General features: G+C 49.0%; 15 protein-coding genes and 1 pseudogene. 11 read left to right on the plus strand and 5 right to left on the minus strand.

The window, feature by feature from the left end; all coding sequences use genetic code 11:
* Nucleotides 1–26: 26 nt before the first annotated feature.
* Together H6G00_RS32205 and H6G00_RS32210 are read right to left on the minus strand one after the other, a co-directional pair.
* Nucleotides 27–524 (minus strand): hypothetical protein, encoded by a 498-nt coding sequence (locus tag H6G00_RS32205; RefSeq protein WP_190799859.1) that lies wholly within the window; start codon nt 522–524, stop codon nt 27–29.
* A gap of 75 nt (nt 525–599) precedes the next feature.
* On the minus strand, nt 600–1,427 hold the full coding sequence (locus tag H6G00_RS32210) for an aldo/keto reductase (protein ID WP_190799860.1): 828 nt from the start codon (nt 1,425–1,427) through the stop codon (nt 600–602).
* A gap of 258 nt (nt 1,428–1,685) precedes the next feature.
* Between H6G00_RS32210 and H6G00_RS32215 the strand changes: the two genes are divergently transcribed.
* A complete protein-coding gene (locus H6G00_RS32215) occupies nt 1,686–2,060 on the plus strand; it encodes a class III extradiol ring-cleavage dioxygenase (protein ID WP_242042634.1) in 375 nt (124 codons plus the stop codon).
* Here the strand turns inward: H6G00_RS32215 and H6G00_RS32220 are convergent.
* Complete coding sequence (locus H6G00_RS32220) at nt 1,972–2,523, minus strand: peptidase C15 (RefSeq protein WP_347278254.1); 552 nt, start codon at nt 2,521–2,523, stop codon at nt 1,972–1,974. The genes H6G00_RS32215 and H6G00_RS32220 overlap by 89 nt on opposite strands.
* 95 nt (nt 2,524–2,618) lie before the next feature.
* Here H6G00_RS32220 and H6G00_RS36935 point away from each other — a divergent pair.
* From H6G00_RS36935 to H6G00_RS32265, 10 genes and pseudogenes are all read left to right on the plus strand, one after another.
* Nucleotides 2,619–2,710, plus strand: a pseudogene (locus H6G00_RS36935) (DUF4058 family protein); the annotation flags it as partial.
* A gap of 75 nt (nt 2,711–2,785) precedes the next feature.
* Nucleotides 2,786–3,433, plus strand: a complete 648-nt coding sequence (gene hisH / locus H6G00_RS32225; RefSeq protein WP_190799861.1) for an imidazole glycerol phosphate synthase subunit HisH — start codon at nt 2,786–2,788, stop codon at nt 3,431–3,433.
* A 247-nt stretch (nt 3,434–3,680) separates the two neighbouring features.
* Nucleotides 3,681–5,303: a GDSL-type esterase/lipase family protein gene (locus tag H6G00_RS32230; protein ID WP_190799862.1), complete on the plus strand. Its 1,623-nt coding sequence runs from the start codon at nt 3,681–3,683 to the stop codon at nt 5,301–5,303.
* Nucleotides 5,304–5,526: 223 nt separating this feature from the next.
* Nucleotides 5,527–6,213 (plus strand): V4R domain-containing protein, encoded by a 687-nt coding sequence (locus tag H6G00_RS32235; protein ID WP_190799863.1) that lies wholly within the window; start codon nt 5,527–5,529, stop codon nt 6,211–6,213.
* Complete coding sequence (locus H6G00_RS32240) at nt 6,210–6,548, plus strand: hypothetical protein (protein ID WP_190686789.1); 339 nt, start codon at nt 6,210–6,212, stop codon at nt 6,546–6,548. The genes H6G00_RS32235 and H6G00_RS32240 overlap by 4 nt, the downstream gene beginning before the upstream one ends.
* Nucleotides 6,549–6,621: 73 nt before the next feature.
* On the plus strand, nt 6,622–7,107 hold the full coding sequence (locus H6G00_RS32245; protein ID WP_190799864.1) for a hypothetical protein: 486 nt from the start codon (nt 6,622–6,624) through the stop codon (nt 7,105–7,107).
* An 18-nt stretch (nt 7,108–7,125) separates the two neighbouring features.
* Nucleotides 7,126–7,779 (plus strand): V4R domain-containing protein, encoded by a 654-nt coding sequence (locus H6G00_RS32250; RefSeq protein WP_190799865.1) that lies wholly within the window; start codon nt 7,126–7,128, stop codon nt 7,777–7,779.
* 198 nt (nt 7,780–7,977) lie between these two features.
* Nucleotides 7,978–9,882 carry a protein kinase gene (locus H6G00_RS32255; protein WP_190799866.1) on the plus strand — a complete coding sequence of 635 codons (1,905 nt, stop codon included), beginning with the start codon at nt 7,978–7,980 and terminating at the stop codon, nt 9,880–9,882.
* A gap of 49 nt (nt 9,883–9,931) precedes the next feature.
* The gene (locus tag H6G00_RS32260; protein WP_190799926.1) at nt 9,932–10,645 is read left to right on the plus strand and encodes an NnrU family protein; all 714 of its coding nucleotides are present in this window, start codon (nt 9,932–9,934) and stop codon (nt 10,643–10,645) included.
* Nucleotides 10,646–10,688: 43 nt separating this feature from the next.
* The gene (locus H6G00_RS32265) at nt 10,689–11,045 is read left to right on the plus strand and encodes a thioredoxin domain-containing protein (protein ID WP_190642618.1); all 357 of its coding nucleotides are present in this window, start codon (nt 10,689–10,691) and stop codon (nt 11,043–11,045) included.
* On the opposite strand, the gene recJ is transcribed toward H6G00_RS32265, so the two are convergent.
* Both recJ and H6G00_RS32275 read right to left on the minus strand, forming a co-directional pair.
* Entirely contained in the window at nt 11,033–13,396 is a 2,364-nt protein-coding gene (gene recJ, locus H6G00_RS32270; RefSeq protein ID WP_190799867.1) for a single-stranded-DNA-specific exonuclease RecJ, read from the minus strand. The two genes, H6G00_RS32265 and recJ, sit on opposite strands and share 13 nt — an antisense overlap.
* A 26-nt stretch (nt 13,397–13,422) precedes the next feature.
* Nucleotides 13,423–15,033, minus strand: a complete 1,611-nt coding sequence (locus H6G00_RS32275; RefSeq protein WP_190799868.1) for a rhomboid family intramembrane serine protease — start codon at nt 15,031–15,033, stop codon at nt 13,423–13,425.
* Nucleotides 15,034–15,048: the final 15 nt, after the last annotated feature.

Here is a 15,048-nt window from a genome sequence, read left to right on the forward strand (position 1 = left end):
AGAGGAACTGTTCAACAAACTGCAACCTAACTCTGACCGTCTACCTTTTTGGCAAAAGCTTTCTGCAACATCCACAGCCCCGCTGCACTAGCAGCACTGCTAAACAAGCCAAAGCTAGCCTGCTGCTTCCCTGTGAGCAGATAAGCAAACCCGATGATGGTAAGAGCGATCGCTGCTCCCTTCGCTGCTGTCAACATTAGCCGAATCGTGACAATCGCATCCGTTGTTTGTTTCGTTAAATCCGTTGACTGACTGGCTGGAACAGAAGTGGAAATCGTATGTTCTATTGATCGCAGCTTGACCAGATCAACTTCGTAATAGGTGCCCAATTCCTCGTCCCGCAAACTAGCAACCGAATGCAGCCCAAACTTTTTAGCATGGGCGATCGCCTCTCGAATTTGTTTCTTAGTCGCGACGGGTTTCAGCGCCTCAAACACGGACTCCCGATAAACCCCAGTTTTTGCCATATCCAGAATGCGCTGGCTTAGCTCAACCATCGAGGGTCGTCTGGCAATGGTACTCATAAGGTATCTCTGCTCAACTGGGCAAGTCTCAATATAGTAATTTTGTACTAAATTGCCAGATCTGCAAGAGGAGTTTTAGAGAACTTCAAGCGGTTTGGCTTTCTGGGGCGGTGGGAAAGCTTGATTCAACTCAGTTAAGTCAGCATCGGTTAGTGTCAGGTCAAGCGCTGCGTAATTCTCCTGAATGCGATCGCGATTACTCGATTTTGGAATAACGATGACTCCTTGTTGCAGTAACCAGGCGATCGCCACCTGAGCCGCAGAAGCATGATGCCGTTTCGCAATAGTTTTCAGCGACGAGTTATTCAACATTCGCCCCTGTTCTAACGGTGAATAAGCCATCACTGCTACATTTTGCTCCCGGCACCAGGGCAACAAATCCCACTCAATGCCACGCCGACTCAGGTTATAAAGCACCTGATTGGTCGTAGTTAACCCCTGATCCAGGCTATGAGCTTCTTCCATGTCATCGCGGTCGAAATTGCTCACGCCAAAGTCGCGGATCTTTCCAGCCTGCCGCAATTCCTGAAACGCTTCAATGGTTTCAGCCAAAGGCGTTGAACCGCGCCAGTGGAGCAGGTAAAGGTCAAGGCGATCGGTCTTCAACCGCTTCAGGCTACGTTCACAGGCAGCGATAGTGCCTCGGCGAGTAGCGTTGTGGGGATAAACCTTGCTGACCAGGAAGATTTGGTCGCGGTTGGGGGCGATTGCTTCTCCCACAATTTCCTCGGCACCGCCTTCCCCATACATCTCAGCGGTATCGATTAGCGTCATGCCCATGTCAATGCCAAACCGTAGAGCATCCACCTCTTCCTTGCGTTGCCTGCCATTTTCCCCCATCCGCCAAGTGCCCTGCCCAAGTACAGGCATCGTTGCGCCCGAAACTAGCTTCACAGTTTGCATGATTAACCTTTGTGCCGCTCTCTATCGTAACCACCTTGCCAGAGAGACAGAACACTCTACACCCTACTAGTGGCAGAAATAAGTTGTAAGAATTAGTACAATAAGAAATCAAACAATCTGTAGCGAGGCTTGGATCATGGTGCCTGGACACCACTGATGCTGATGGATCCTGACGCTGATATTCCAGTTACGCAACTCTGACTTCAGCCGCATTTAGGGGCAGCACATCATCTCCGTCTAGGGCAAGCTCTGGCACCGTTGCGTCAGTCCGATGTGTTGATCGTGGCAAGTGGTGCCGCAACGCACAATCTACGTATGTTTGGCGCTTATCCATTTGAGGCATCTCCGCCCGAATGGGTTGCTCAGTTTGACGAATGGCTAACAGAAACCGTCACACACCAGCGCGTTGATGACCTACTAGGCGGTCAACGTACTGCTCCTCATGCAGCTCAAAATCACCCCAGCGAAGAACACTTCTTGCCGCTATTTGTTGCAATGGGAGCAGGCGGTGCAGAAGCCAAAGCAACTCAATTGCATTCCAGCTTTACCTATGGGGTTTTAGCATGTCAGCTTTTGCATTTACATAATGGGTTTCGCTGCGAACATACTCGACGATCGCTTGGAAGTCTTTGACAATTTGTTGAGAATTCATTGAAGTCAAAACAGGGATATGAACAAAGATGCAGGGGCAGTCTAAACCAGCTTCCTGTAGATGTTTCAGCATCGCATGATAGAGTGCTTCGCAAACAAACTGTCCTGCATCATGACTGATTTCAGTAAACTCTAGTTCTGTGATTAGTTTCTCTAGATTGACTCTTGTATGGAGAAGTATGTCATCTGTGATCGCCCTCGACTCTACAGTCAATTTCTGACGAGACTCTGCCATTCCACACAAGATTACAGCATCAGGTTGAAGCTGGTTAAAGTGAGCGATCGCCTGCTCCGGGGCCAATTGAAAATCAACTGGAAGCTGCCTCAAAAAATGCAAACCTATTGAAGGATAATTCTGCTGAATTTCTACCAGCAAATCATCTGATGCATTCGATTGCTGATGCGCCATCCAGGTCGTAAAAGAAGTGAGTAGAATTTGAGTCACAGAGATTTCTGAGAAAGACTAAAAGCGTAAGCCTGACCATAAGAATATATCTATCTGAGTCTTACTTCTGCCACTGCTTCATTTGAGGTGTCGTTATGCCGTCTCTATTTCCAGGAATGAACCCTTGTCTAGAAACCCTGACCTATGGTCTGAAGTTCATAATCAATTAATCGTGGCGATCGCTGACACCGCTGCCTCGCTTCTTTCCCGGTGACCGTCAAACGAGTAGGATGAAAGAAGCCATCACTTCCAGGAGCAGGAAATGACTGTTATTGCCGTTGTCGATTACGACATGGGAAACTTGCACTCTGCCTGCAAAGGCTTAGAGAAAGCAGGTGCAACCCCCCAAATTACCGATTCCGCTCAAGAGTTAGAACGAGCTGATGCAGTCGTTTTACCGGGAGTAGGCGCATTTGATCCGGCAATTCAACATTTGCGATCGCGCGATTTAATTCAACCGATCAAAGACATCATCGCTAGCGGCAAACCCTTCCTGGGAATTTGTTTAGGCTTACAAATTCTTCTAGAAAACAGTGAAGAAGGTCACGAACTAGGTCTAGGAGTAATTGCTGGAACCGTGCGTCGCTTTCGCCCAGAATCAGGTATTACCATTCCTCACATGGGTTGGAATCAACTCCAGTTCACCCAGCCTAATCTTCCACTCTGGCAGCAGCTTCCCGCTGACCCCTGGGCATATTTCGTCCACTCTTATTACGCTGACCCGACTGACTCTACAGTCACCGCAGCAACGATCACGCATGGTAGTCAAACCGTGACTGCGGCGATCGCCCACAATAACTTGATGGCGACCCAATTTCACCCCGAAAAATCTTCAACTAGCGGATTGCAAATCCTCTCTAACTTCGTCACCCACGTCAACAGCCTGCAATTCGCAACAGCCCATAGCTAAAAATCCTTTCCTTATCCTTCATTCCCTACCCTTCATCCTTTTCTCACCAAAGCCCAAATAGCTTGAAAGCTCAGTAAAGATCTCCTTTGTTCAGTAGTGCTACCTAGATATAGCCGTTAACGTAGAACCCGACAAACCCATCAAAGTAGCGCTTTAGAAACTATCTTCTGCCTACGGGGAAGCGGTGCAGTGATATCTGTTCCGTCAGCTTCAGCATGACAATCCATGACTATTACAAGGCAGCAAAATGGCAAGGATAACGGGTAACTCCAGAGATAACGGAATTAGAGGCACCAACGGAAACGATCAACTTTTCGGGCTAGGTGGCAACGACAGATTATTAGGATTACTCGGGAACGATTCGCTTGATGGTGGCATCGGTAGAGATGCTCTGATTGGTGGCTTGGGTAATGATGCTTACGTAGTAGACAGCCAAAGCGATCGCGTCGTTGAAGAAGCAAATGAGGGGATAGATTTAATCAGATCTACGGTCAGCCTGCAACTGCCTGATCACGTTGAAACCCTTGCTCTACAAGGAAGAAATTCGTTAAACGGTGTTGGTAACAGCTTAAACAATAGAATCCTGGGTAATGCAGGGCACAACTCACTGAATGGCGGCGCTGGCAATGATTCTCTGGATGGTAGAGACGGCAATGACACGCTGACTGGAGGCACTGGTAGGAATACCCTGAATGGCGGTACGGGAATAGACACTGCTAGTTATGCCGGGTCAACTTATCGCATTTCTGCCAACCTGAGCACTGGAAGTGCCAGCCGCATCATCTCAGTTTTGCCACTGGGAGACTCAATTACCTCCGGTGAACATACAAATCGGGTCGCAGGAGCCTATCGCACTCAGCTTGAAGATCGATTTATTGGCGATCGCTTTGCCGTTGATCTAATCGGTTCAAGATCTGACGGTCCCAGCGACTTAAGGGACAAAGACCACGAGGGCAACCCTGGACTAAGAATTAGCCAGATTACCAATATCGTGGATGATTCTGAGTATTTTGAAACTTACAGTCCTGACGTTATTCTTCTGCAAATTGGCACAAACGACACCAGCGCTAGCAACAACCGAACACTTGACCAAATGAAGGCAGACTTGGGTGAGCTGATTGATCAGATTACCAGCCGATCGCCCAACGCCAGACTCGTCATATCTACCGTCACACCCGTTACAAACTCATCTCGAAATGCTCGCTTGCAGGACTTCAATGAAGCCATTCCAGATTTGGTCAGTGCTAAAGCTGCTCAAGGTAAGCGAGTTACGTTTGTGAATGCAGGAGGTTCCTTAAACCTAGGTGATATTGGCAGTGATGGCATTCACCCCACCAAAGCAGGTTACGACAAATTGGGAGATACCTGGTATGCCCGACTATCTAACCAAGGCGTTCTTTCTTCTTTTAACAGTCGCGATCGCTTAACCAACCTAGAGAACCTGACTGGCTCATCCTTTGACGACGAATTAACTGGAAACAGTGGCGCAAATGTTCTCACGGGAGGTGCTGGAAGTGACCTGCTAAGAGGAGCAGGAGGAGCAGATACCTTTACTTACAAGTTCGCCAGTCAGGGTAGAGATACCATCACCGACTTGGGTAGAGATGACCTGCTGCAAATTTCGGCTTCAGGATTTGGCGGCGGTTTGCGACGGGGAGTTAGCTTGCGTGGCACCGCATCTGCAACCGGAGCCTTCATCAGCGGCAGTAATCCCACATCTGTCGGGACGAGTGCCAACTTCCTATATAACACCAGCAGTGGTTTGCTTAGTTTTGATCGCGATGGCGTGGGCAGTGGGTCAGCGCTCGCGATCGCCACCCTCTCCGGCACTCCCTCTCTCGGCCGCAGCCAGTTTAGGATTGTTGCCTAGCGCCATCCATTGACGCTGCGGATTCAGGTTCACAAAAATCTACGGATACTTGTCCGTTAGATTCACCAAATCGGGGGAATATTGAAGACAAGAGTAACCCAAGGGGAGCAAACCAGTAGATTTGCGCTTGGCCGTTTCAGTCAATTTTCCTATAGGAAGTAGCATCTATTTACCTGAGTTACTCAAGCTCTCATCGATACTCAACCCAGTCAAGAGAACTCCTATGGTGACGGTGACCCAACCTCCTCAAAACCTGCCCAAATCAAAAAACTCTAGAAAACACAACCACTATGGGTTCCGTGATTTCTTCCAATTCAACCCTGACAAGGGCACGATCACAGACTGGAACGGCAGTCAAAACATTTTCACCACCGAGGATTTCATCATCGGGCTGGTTGAAGGACTGGAAGAAGAAGTGGGTGATGCCTCCGCAGCTACGATGTACACGATTGGCTGTGAATGGGGTCAAAAAGATGCTTTCTTCTTCGAGAAGTGGTTTGAGAAAGAATATGACCGCACTGTTCGTCAAACCAATTTGCTCTTTCTCTTAGAAACCTGGTGGTGGCCCTTCACCTCTCAAGGGTGGGGACGCTGGGAGGTAGATATGGGCGATCGCAAACAAGGCTTCATGTTTATCAATATCTTTGATTCTGCTGTTGCTCGTACTCTAGGAGATGTAGGTAAGCCGGTCTGCCACATTTACGCCGGACTGTTTGCTGGTTTCTTCACCGAACTGGTCAAAAAACAGCTTGGTTGTATCGAGATTCAGTGCTACTCAATGGGCGAAACTTACTGCAAATTCCTCTTAGGCAGCCAAGATCGGATTGATGCAGCCTCCTTCTGGCTCAACGAAGGCGCAACAGCTAGAGACATTGAGAAGCGTCTGCGGGGTGGAGAACTGTTGAGATGAGCAATGCAGCAGTAGCACACACCAACGGAAAGACCAATGGGATGAATGGTGGGATGAATGGTTCTACCCCAACTTCAAAACCTTGGTTGCAGCAAACCGTCCATCAGTTTTTCACCGCCTTCAACTGGGAAGGACATTCACCAGAGGTACAAGAACTCAAGCTCACTGCTCTACACGGCAATGACGCATCACTGAGCTTGACCCTAACTGTTAGTCAATTCTTCGGCGCGATCGCTTGGGACGGCAACGCGATCGCCACTACGCCCACCCCAGCAACCTCTACCCCATCATCCAACGAAGACTTCACCTTAGAAGATTTCTCTGACCTCTTCTAAAGTTCAATACAACTTCCCAACCCTAGCCATTCACCTTCCAATTTTCCTTCATCCCTCATCACTTCTCTCCGCCATGCATCCACAACTTGAAACCATTTTTGATGAAGCAGAGAATCGTTATCTCAAGCCCGAGGAACTTAGCCTTCTAGGTGAATACGTAGACTCTCTCCCTGAGCGGCTAGAAGCCTATCGCAACTTGCGCGATCGCGAACTCAAAATCATGCAGTCGGTCGCAGATCAGCTTCAGTTAGAACTGCCTCAGCAAAAAGTTGAGATGCTGGAACGCAGTATCAAAAATGCGCTGCTGCTGCTTCGCTACTGCGCGATGGGAATGCTACTCAACGATGAAACATTTGTCAAAGAACGGTTGTTGGGCTGGTTGAGCCAAACTATTCAGGTTTACGACACCCGCTCCATAGACGCAGTGTTATACCGACTCCTCAATCAGCGTCTTAAGCAAGCCCTAAATCCCAGGCACTTAACCCTACTAAGCCCCATGCTGCTGCTAGCGCAAAACACGCTCCAGCAGCCTGCCAATACTTCAACTCCTAACCGCTAATCCTCACTCCCCAAAACCATGATTTCCGTTGCTGATTTACTCACCAATAATCGTATTCCCAGCAATTACTTCGCAACTGATGCCTATGTGCGGGGTGATCTGGAGTTAGGCTTGCTGGAAAATCGTCAGGGCGATCGCCTGCTGGCAATTCCTGAAACCCTGATCCAGGGCATCTATGCTGGATTAGAAAAGGAAACAGGACAAGCATCGCGGTTAGTGTTGTTTAACTGCGGTCGTTGGTGGGGTAAGAACTTCTACGTTCGCTTCTGTGAACAATTGACGGATTATTACAGCGTCTCACCTGCCGATATGCCGATGGTCGAGTTTCTCCAATCCTTGCAGCAATGTTGGATTACGCATGGCTGGGGCAAGATTGAGCTTGACCAAACCTACCAGCATCGTGGGTTTTTGGTCATTAAAACTTGGAACTCTCCCTTTGCTAAATTAGCTCCCCAGGGTAAACAACCCAGTTGTTTCCTGGAAGCTGGAATTTTGAGTACTTTCTTCAGTCAACTGACAGGACGAGAACTTCACTGCGTCCAGACGACCTGCGAGTCGCTTGAAGCCGACTGTAATCGGTTTGTCATCGGTTTGACCAAGCGCCTAGAGCCTGCTGAGACTCTGGTTACAAATCTGGAACACGAAGCTATAATGCAGCAAATTTCTGGCTAAACTAAACCTTCGTTGCTAAGCTTGCACCCAGGTACATATGGAAATATGGTTTGGTTGCAACTTCTACTCTAAGTTTTCTAGTTAAGCTTTAAAGCCTAAGTCTAAAAAGGTCGTACCGCTCAGAGTGCAGCCTCATCTGAGCCAGATTTCTATTAATTTTGTTAGGTTCTATAGACTAAGCTATAGAAAATTGTCGTTGTGTCCAGCCCCGTTGGAAGTGAGTTAAAGCGATCGAAGTATCGGCTCCTCGGATTGGTGGGGCAAGGGCAGTTTGGCCGGGTTTTCTGCGCCGTACACCGGCAGACGGGTCGTTTGGTAGCGCTGAAAAATCTAGAGCATCAGCGATTTCCAACGCACAAGTTTTTGCGTGAACTGCGATTTTTGCTGAGTTTGCAGCACGAAAATATTGTTACCTGTCAAGCCTTGGAGCACACTCGCACAGGGCGCTACTTGGTGATGGATTATTGCGAAGGCGGCACCCTTCGCAACCTGATGGTGGGAGATAGCTTCCTGAATTTGCCGCAAAGCCTGAAGCTAGTGGCTGATATTTTGGCAGGGCTGGACCATGCTCACAGTCGGGGTATTGTCCACTGCGACATTAAGCCAGAGAACATTCTGCTGAATTTGCAACCTTCAGGCTGGACGGCACGAATTTCTGATTTTGGCATTGCTCGTCTCAATCAGGAATTGGTTGAGCAGGGAACGGGCAATACGGGTTCACCTGCTTATATGGCTCCAGAGCGATTCTACGGGCAATATTCGCCTGCCTCTGACCTTTACTCAGTAGGTATTTTGCTGTTTGAACTGATTACTGGGCACCGCCCGTTTTCAGGTACTCCAACAGAGTTGATGTCGGCTCATTTGAATCATCCCTTAAAGTTGCCTGACTCCATCCCACCTGCGTGGCAGCCAATTCTGATTACTTCGTTGCAAAAGCTATCGGCTCGACGGTTTCGCTCAGCAGCAGAGATGCTGTCTGCTTTACAGATTGTTGCAATGGAGCAAGGGTTTGGTTCTTTGCTGGAATCGCAGGCAAACGTGCCATTGCTGCAACCGAAGCGACCTGCTCCGGTTTGCGAATTTGGCTATCAGCAGTGTGAGCCACTGCCTCACCCGATCGCCCAGTTGTCGCTGGCTCCACAGTCCAACACACCATTACAGCGATCGCACTCTATTCCACTGGCAAATCTTTGTTGGACGACGGGCACTCAGGTTGCTCATCAACTGCTCCCTGCTGACACTTTGATTAGCGCAGGTGATTTGCGGCAGACCTGGCACACAATTCTGCCTTCACCCGTGCGGAATTTATGGCTTCATTCTCAAGGTTGTTTTGCGGTCACATCTGAGGCAGTTTATTTTCTCCCTTTGTTTAATCAGGCAGCGCACCCTACGCCACAACTCGTAACTGTGCCAAGTCAAGATTTTGTTGCTGCTGCCAAAGGGAACTGGTTGGCGACTCTGACTACTCCTACTGATGCCGAGTTCAATAGTTTGGAATTTTGGCATCTTTCGGAGATGGACTTTAAATTCAAGACTTCTACTCAATCTATTAAGCTATCGCTCAAAGGACATCCTTCTAGTATTAGGTTGATTGCGCTGGATTCTCGTCATGTCGTAGTTGCTTCTGGTTTGCCGTCTCGAACGATGTCGCTGTTTCCAAATTCAAAACAGCATTCTTCAGCGACCTTGATTGAAGGGTTTACGCGCCGGGGCAATCGTCTCGGTTCTCTCGTTGTGCCTGTGCCGATAGGACAAGTTATTGCAACTTCTGTCCCTTATCAACTGCTATCAACTGATTTGTGCAATCCTCAGTCTGTATTGCTGATTGACCTGAAACCCTTCAGAATTACACGGCTCGGAGTTGAAATTGTGCCTGAACTTTTGCTGGCTACTCGTTGGGGCTACATTTTGGCAGATAGCCAGGGGCAAATTGTACTTCTAGACCGTGAAGGGCAGCAAATTAGCCGGATTGATGGACTAGCTCCCATTACTGCGATCGCCCCGTTCAACCAAAGTAATCTCCTGGTTGCTACCTGGGACGGCAACCAAGGCAATCTCTATACCGTTGATCTCATGCAGCTAGACATCGATTTATTGTTTTAGAGTATACGTTAGTGCTTGATACATCGCGGATAGGTGTCTGTTAGTGGCTATGTCTAATGAATGGCTAACGCCCAGTCATTTTGTGATTTTGGGGCTATTGGTTGGGTTTGCGATCGCCCATAGTGGTTTGGCGGCATTGCGCCCTCGTGCTGAGAAACTAGTTGGTGCACGACTCTACCGCGTTTTTTTTGCGCTGGTTAGTTTGCCCTTGGCGACAGTTCTGATTATTTACTTTATTAATCACCGCTATGACGGGTTACAGCTTTGGCAATTGCAGGGCATTCCCGGTGTAGAAATTGCTGTATGGACACTTTCGGCAATTTCTTTTATCTTTCTCTACCCAGCAACTTTTAATTTGCTGGAAATTGCGGCAATTCAAAAACCCCAGGTGCATCTATTTGAAACCGGAATTATTCGGATTACTCGCCACCCTCAAATGGTTGGACAGGTAATTTGGTGTGTCGCCCATGCCCTTTGGCTAGGTACGACGTTTATGCTGGTTACATCGGCTGGGTTGATTTTGCATCATCTATTTGGTGTATGGCATGGCGATCGCCGTCTACAGGCCCGCTACGGCGAATCTTTTGAAACCTTAAAATCTCGAACTTCGATTATGCCCTTTCTGGCAATTTTTCAAGGGCGGCAAACCCTTGATATTAAAGAGTTCCTTAAGCCTGCATACGTGGGTATAGTAGTTTTTGTGCTGTTACTTTGGTGGGCACATCCAATTTTGATCCGTGCGACAGGGAGCATAGGCTGGTAGCATGATCCCAAAGCGGATTTTAAACAAGAAATTTAGAGGGATCATGGTGCTAGCTGTTACTGAAAAAACATTTAAAGAAGAAGTTTTAACTGCCTCGACTCCTGTTGTGGTCAATTTCTGGGCCCCTTGGTGCGGACTGTGTCGCTTGATCAACCCAATGCTGATTAAGTGTCAAAGTGAATGCGGTGCTGAAATCAAGTTAGTAAGTATAAATGCAGATGAAAATCTAAAGCTAGCTAACACCTATCGGCTTACAACTCTGCCAACCGTCATTGTGTTTGCAGGTGGTAAGGTGCTGCATCGGCTAGATAAATTCCGTAATCGCGATGATCTGCGGATTGCTGCTGACGACCTGCAAATGACCTTAGATGCGATCACGAGCTATAGCTATACGGCTTGAGCCTGCCCAAGGCGCTCGGTTTGCTGAGCGACGGATTGAATCACGGGAAGGGGAATTTCGTAGAAATACTGCTGACGGAATTGCTCTTCCTGAACGGCTGAGAGAAATTGAGCGGTAACTTGAGTCGTTTGCTGGTCTGAGCTTGCTCCTTGCGATGCTTGCCAGGTAATCTGAAAACCCTGGTCTGAGGAAGTCACCTCAAACCCTAGTGCTTTCAAACATTTGAACCCAATTTGAAGGCTGCGATCGCCGATCCCTAATTTTTCGTGAAGTTGCTTGCGAGTAGCGGTTTGTCCAGTACGGCTGAGGTACTTGGCAATTCCGACAAGCTGCTGCCAGATTTGGGAGGGTTGTTGCTGGCTGGGAGGAGGATAGGCAATCGCCAGCTTGCGGTTTTCCTGTAGCGCTCTACGAAACCAAAATTGCATTTCAGTCCAACTGCTGGGGCAGTGCGTTATTTGTAGCGGATTGTTGTCTAGCTCTAGCCCCTGTAGGTTTTTCCCTTGCCGCCAATCTAGAATCCAGTTTGCTAGGACGGTGGCGTTAATTGGGCTGTCTCCAATGCGAGGGCGAAGAGCGATCAGTCGAATCTCATATCGCTTTTTGTAAGTGTTGTAGTCTAGCTCGGCAATCGCATCACACCGCTCGGGTGGAATTTCGTCTCGGTAATGCTCCCACCAAATTCCTGGAAAGCTCTGGTCAGTCGAATCATCACAGATATCAAACTCAGTTTTGATATAGCGAATTTTGCGCCCTTTCCAGTCCTTGATATTTTGGTTCCTGACATTTCTAAACCAGCAGTTTAGCAGGAGCAGCCTGGGAATTGGGTTTCCCATCCCGTAAGGCTCTAGAAGCTTGAGTTCCCGAAAGAGATCCTTGCCTAGTTCTGCCACTGTTACGGTCAGGTCAGCCCGAATAACGGCAGAAATGGACTCATTGCCAAACTGCTGCCGAAACTGGCGGTTAATCGCTTCGGTAAACAGAGGAAGATTTTGAACGGGTAGACTCAATCCTGCTGCGTAGGGATGCCCACCAAAACTGGTTAGCAGGTGTGACTGTTCCTTAACCAACTGGTACAGATCAATTTGATTGACGGAGCGGGCTGAACCCCTCGCGATCGCTCCTTCTGGTGTAACTGATGTAACTGCTTCTAAATCAGTAGATTCAGTGGTTAAAAGAATGGTGGGACGACCGTAGGTTTGAGCAATTTGACCTGCTACCAATCCCAGCACACCGACCGGCCATTGAGGATCAGCCAGTACAATTACGCTAGTGGTAGAGAGGTCAATTTGGGCTAAGCGGGCAGTCACTTGCTGCAGCAAGTCCTTTTGCAGGGCTTTGCGGCGGGCGTTAGCTAGCTCTGTTTCTTCTGCCAGGTAGCGACAACGCTCTGCATCTTGGCTGGTCAGCAGTTCAACCCCAAATCGGGCATCTCCATGAATGCGGCTGATAGCGTTGATCCGAGGGCCAATGCCAAAGGAAATGTCGGTGGGGCGATCGCCACTGCGCTTACAAAGTTCTAAAAGCCGAGCAATTCCAGGGCGAGCAGGAGCAGCTTGAGTATTTTTTTGAAGCTGCTCAATGCCTCGTTGCGCCAGATAACGGCAGTCTCCTGTCAATTGAACCAAGTCGGCGATCAGCCCGATCGCGACCAAATCTAATAACCCTTCTAATGGGCGATCGGGGTTTGGTAGGGTCTGGTAGAGTGCCTCGATTAGCTTATAGCTAACTGCTACACCGGAGAGATGCGCTAGGGGATGCTCTGGGGGAAAGTAGCGGGGATTAATGATGGCGGTGACGGGAGGGCGATCTCTGGGCAAAGTGTGATGATCGGTGACAATCACATCGATTCCCAAGTTTTTGGCGTATTCGAGTTCAGGCAAATTAGTGCTACCCGTGTCACAGGTAACGATCAGGCGGCAGTTTTGCGCTGCCAGAGCATCAATTCCATGAACCGATAAGCCGTGCGACTCGGTCAGGCGATTGGGAATGAAGTAAGTAAGCTGCTTATCCTGTGGAAAGAATTGCCCCAAGCCATCCCACAGGACTGCCGTGGCGGTGATGCCGTCAGCGTCAAAGTCTCCCCAAATGGCGATCGCTTCTTCCTGTTCGTAAGCTTGCCGCAGCCGCTCAACTGCTCGATGCATTTCCTGCCCAAACTCAAACGGGCTGGTCGGATGGTAGAGATCGGGGTTAACAAAGCCTGCTACTTGCTCAGGGTCTCGGATTCCTCGCTGCCAGAGCAGTTGAGCCGCATATCCTGATAGCCCAGCAGCGCATTGATTGACCGCTTGCACAAAAGCAATGGGCAATTCAGCGACGGGTTGGACTTGCCACTGAGGTTCAGGCATGACATACAGCTCTACTCAAGATTTACTCAGAATGTCTCGACGTTGGGCTTTGTGACGGGAGTGGCGATCGCCAGGAGGCTACCGACTAGAAAACCTAACCCTAAGCCCGAAATATGCCCGACAAAACTTACCTGTGGGGTTGCTAGGTCGAACACAATCTGTAGCCCAATGATAAACAAAACGGTTCTCAGGCGTTTTGCAGCAACTCTAGCTTTTTCTCGATACCAACCTTGCAGCAAAATCGCCCCAATCGCTCCTAGCAACCCCATGATTGCACCTGATGCCCCAACGACAATTTGATCTGAGGAACCTAGCTTGACCGCCAACCAGGAGACGATCAGCATGGAGCCTACACCGCTAAAGAAGTAAGCTAGCAAGAATTTTTTGCTGCCCAAAGAAGCTTCTGCAATCGTGCCAAGAAAATATAGCCCGACCATGTTCATTAGCAGGTGGGCAACACCATAGTGCAGGAAAGTTGCAGTAAGCAGTCGCCACCATTCCCCAGCAAAAACAACTGCTGGCACTAGCGCCCCGAGTTGACGAAGCGTCTCTAAATCTTCGCTGCCGCCCTGCCAGATTTCCACAGCAAAGATGGCTACATTTGCTGCAATTAAAGCGTAGGTTGCATAGGCTTGGCTTTTAAGAAATGCAGTGCCACCATACTTCGACTCTTGCTGGATATCTGTTGCAATGTGCGAAAGAACTTGCTTTGAGATTTGGCTCAGCGCTTGATCAGGATCAGCCAGAGGATGAGACAGTCTCCAGGCGATCGCATTCCTCAAAACTGCATCGCTGCGATCGCTCAGCGCCAATAGGCGTTGCCTTGCTTCAGAACCGTTTCCTGCTGCTAGTTCAGCTGTCGCCAACCAAAACTCACGAATGTTAGGCGGATGCGTTGCCAAAGCATCGTCAAAGACTTGTTGCACCTGCTCAGGCTGCCCCCCAAAAGCCAGGGCAAACATTCTTACTAGATTCAACGTGATGGGATCTGCGCGTCGGGGCGATCGCTGCTCAAAGCGTTCTAACTCCTGAATTAACTGCTCCAGGTTTCCTGTTTCCCCTAAAGCACGTAAATAGTAAACGGCTAAGGTGGATTCGCTCAGAACTTTTTGCTGAAAGTTTTGCGCAACCCAACTCAGCAATTCGTCCCAACGGGCACTAATTCGATATAGCAAAGTTATAGCGGTTCGCCCCGTCAAAGTTTTGGTAGATCCGTAGCGATCAAAGATTTGACTTGCTTCTTCCAGCTTGCCTTGATGTCCTAGCTCCAGTCCTTGTAGGAGCTGCGGGTATTCAAACAGACCGTCAGCTGGGTGAAGCCAGCGCAGTCCCATTGCTAGCCTACGCGCTTGACTATACCGTTCTTGAGAAACCAAACGGTTGACTTGAGCAAACCCTACAATCGGCAGCAGGATCAACAATGCCCACAAACCGCCGCTGACAAAACCAGCCCAGCTAGGTGCAACGTAATATGCCCCAGCCAGCACCAACAGGATGATTGCTGAGACGATCACCCAACCGCGAGGCAAACGCGAGGCACGCAGCAGTAGCAGAATGCAGGAAAAGCTAACAAGCTGGATGAGGATGACGTTTAGATCCATAGGGCTGAGAAATAGGGCGATCGCACGGTTGAGCAATCATCTTGACCTAAA

The sequence above is a fragment of the Leptolyngbya sp. FACHB-541 genome (assembly GCF_014695875.1).
In the GTDB taxonomy this organism is placed as follows: domain Bacteria; phylum Cyanobacteriota; class Cyanobacteriia; order Elainellales; family Elainellaceae; genus JAAUTN01.

Excerpts from the sequence above, each read along its gene's own strand:
- H6G00_RS32205 (WP_190799859.1), bottom strand. The coding sequence starts at position 524 with ATGAGTACCATTGCCAGACGACCCTCGATGGTTGAGCTAAGCCAGCGC.
- H6G00_RS32210 (WP_190799860.1), bottom strand. The coding sequence starts at position 1,427 with ATGCAAACTGTGAAGCTAGTTTCGGGCGCAACGATGCCTGTACTTGGG.
- hisH (WP_190799861.1), top strand. The coding sequence starts at position 2,786 with ATGACTGTTATTGCCGTTGTCGATTACGACATGGGAAACTTGCACTCT.
- H6G00_RS32230 (WP_190799862.1), top strand. The coding sequence starts at position 3,681 with ATGGCAAGGATAACGGGTAACTCCAGAGATAACGGAATTAGAGGCACC.
- H6G00_RS32235 (WP_190799863.1), top strand. The coding sequence starts at position 5,527 with ATGGTGACGGTGACCCAACCTCCTCAAAACCTGCCCAAATCAAAAAAC.
- H6G00_RS32240 (WP_190686789.1), top strand. The coding sequence starts at position 6,210 with ATGAGCAATGCAGCAGTAGCACACACCAACGGAAAGACCAATGGGATG.
- H6G00_RS32245 (WP_190799864.1), top strand. The coding sequence starts at position 6,622 with ATGCATCCACAACTTGAAACCATTTTTGATGAAGCAGAGAATCGTTAT.
- H6G00_RS32250 (WP_190799865.1), top strand. The coding sequence starts at position 7,126 with ATGATTTCCGTTGCTGATTTACTCACCAATAATCGTATTCCCAGCAAT.
- H6G00_RS32260 (WP_190799926.1), top strand. The coding sequence starts at position 9,932 with ATGTCTAATGAATGGCTAACGCCCAGTCATTTTGTGATTTTGGGGCTA.
- H6G00_RS32265 (WP_190642618.1), top strand. The coding sequence starts at position 10,689 with ATGGTGCTAGCTGTTACTGAAAAAACATTTAAAGAAGAAGTTTTAACT.
- recJ (WP_190799867.1), bottom strand. The coding sequence starts at position 13,396 with ATGCCTGAACCTCAGTGGCAAGTCCAACCCGTCGCTGAATTGCCCATT.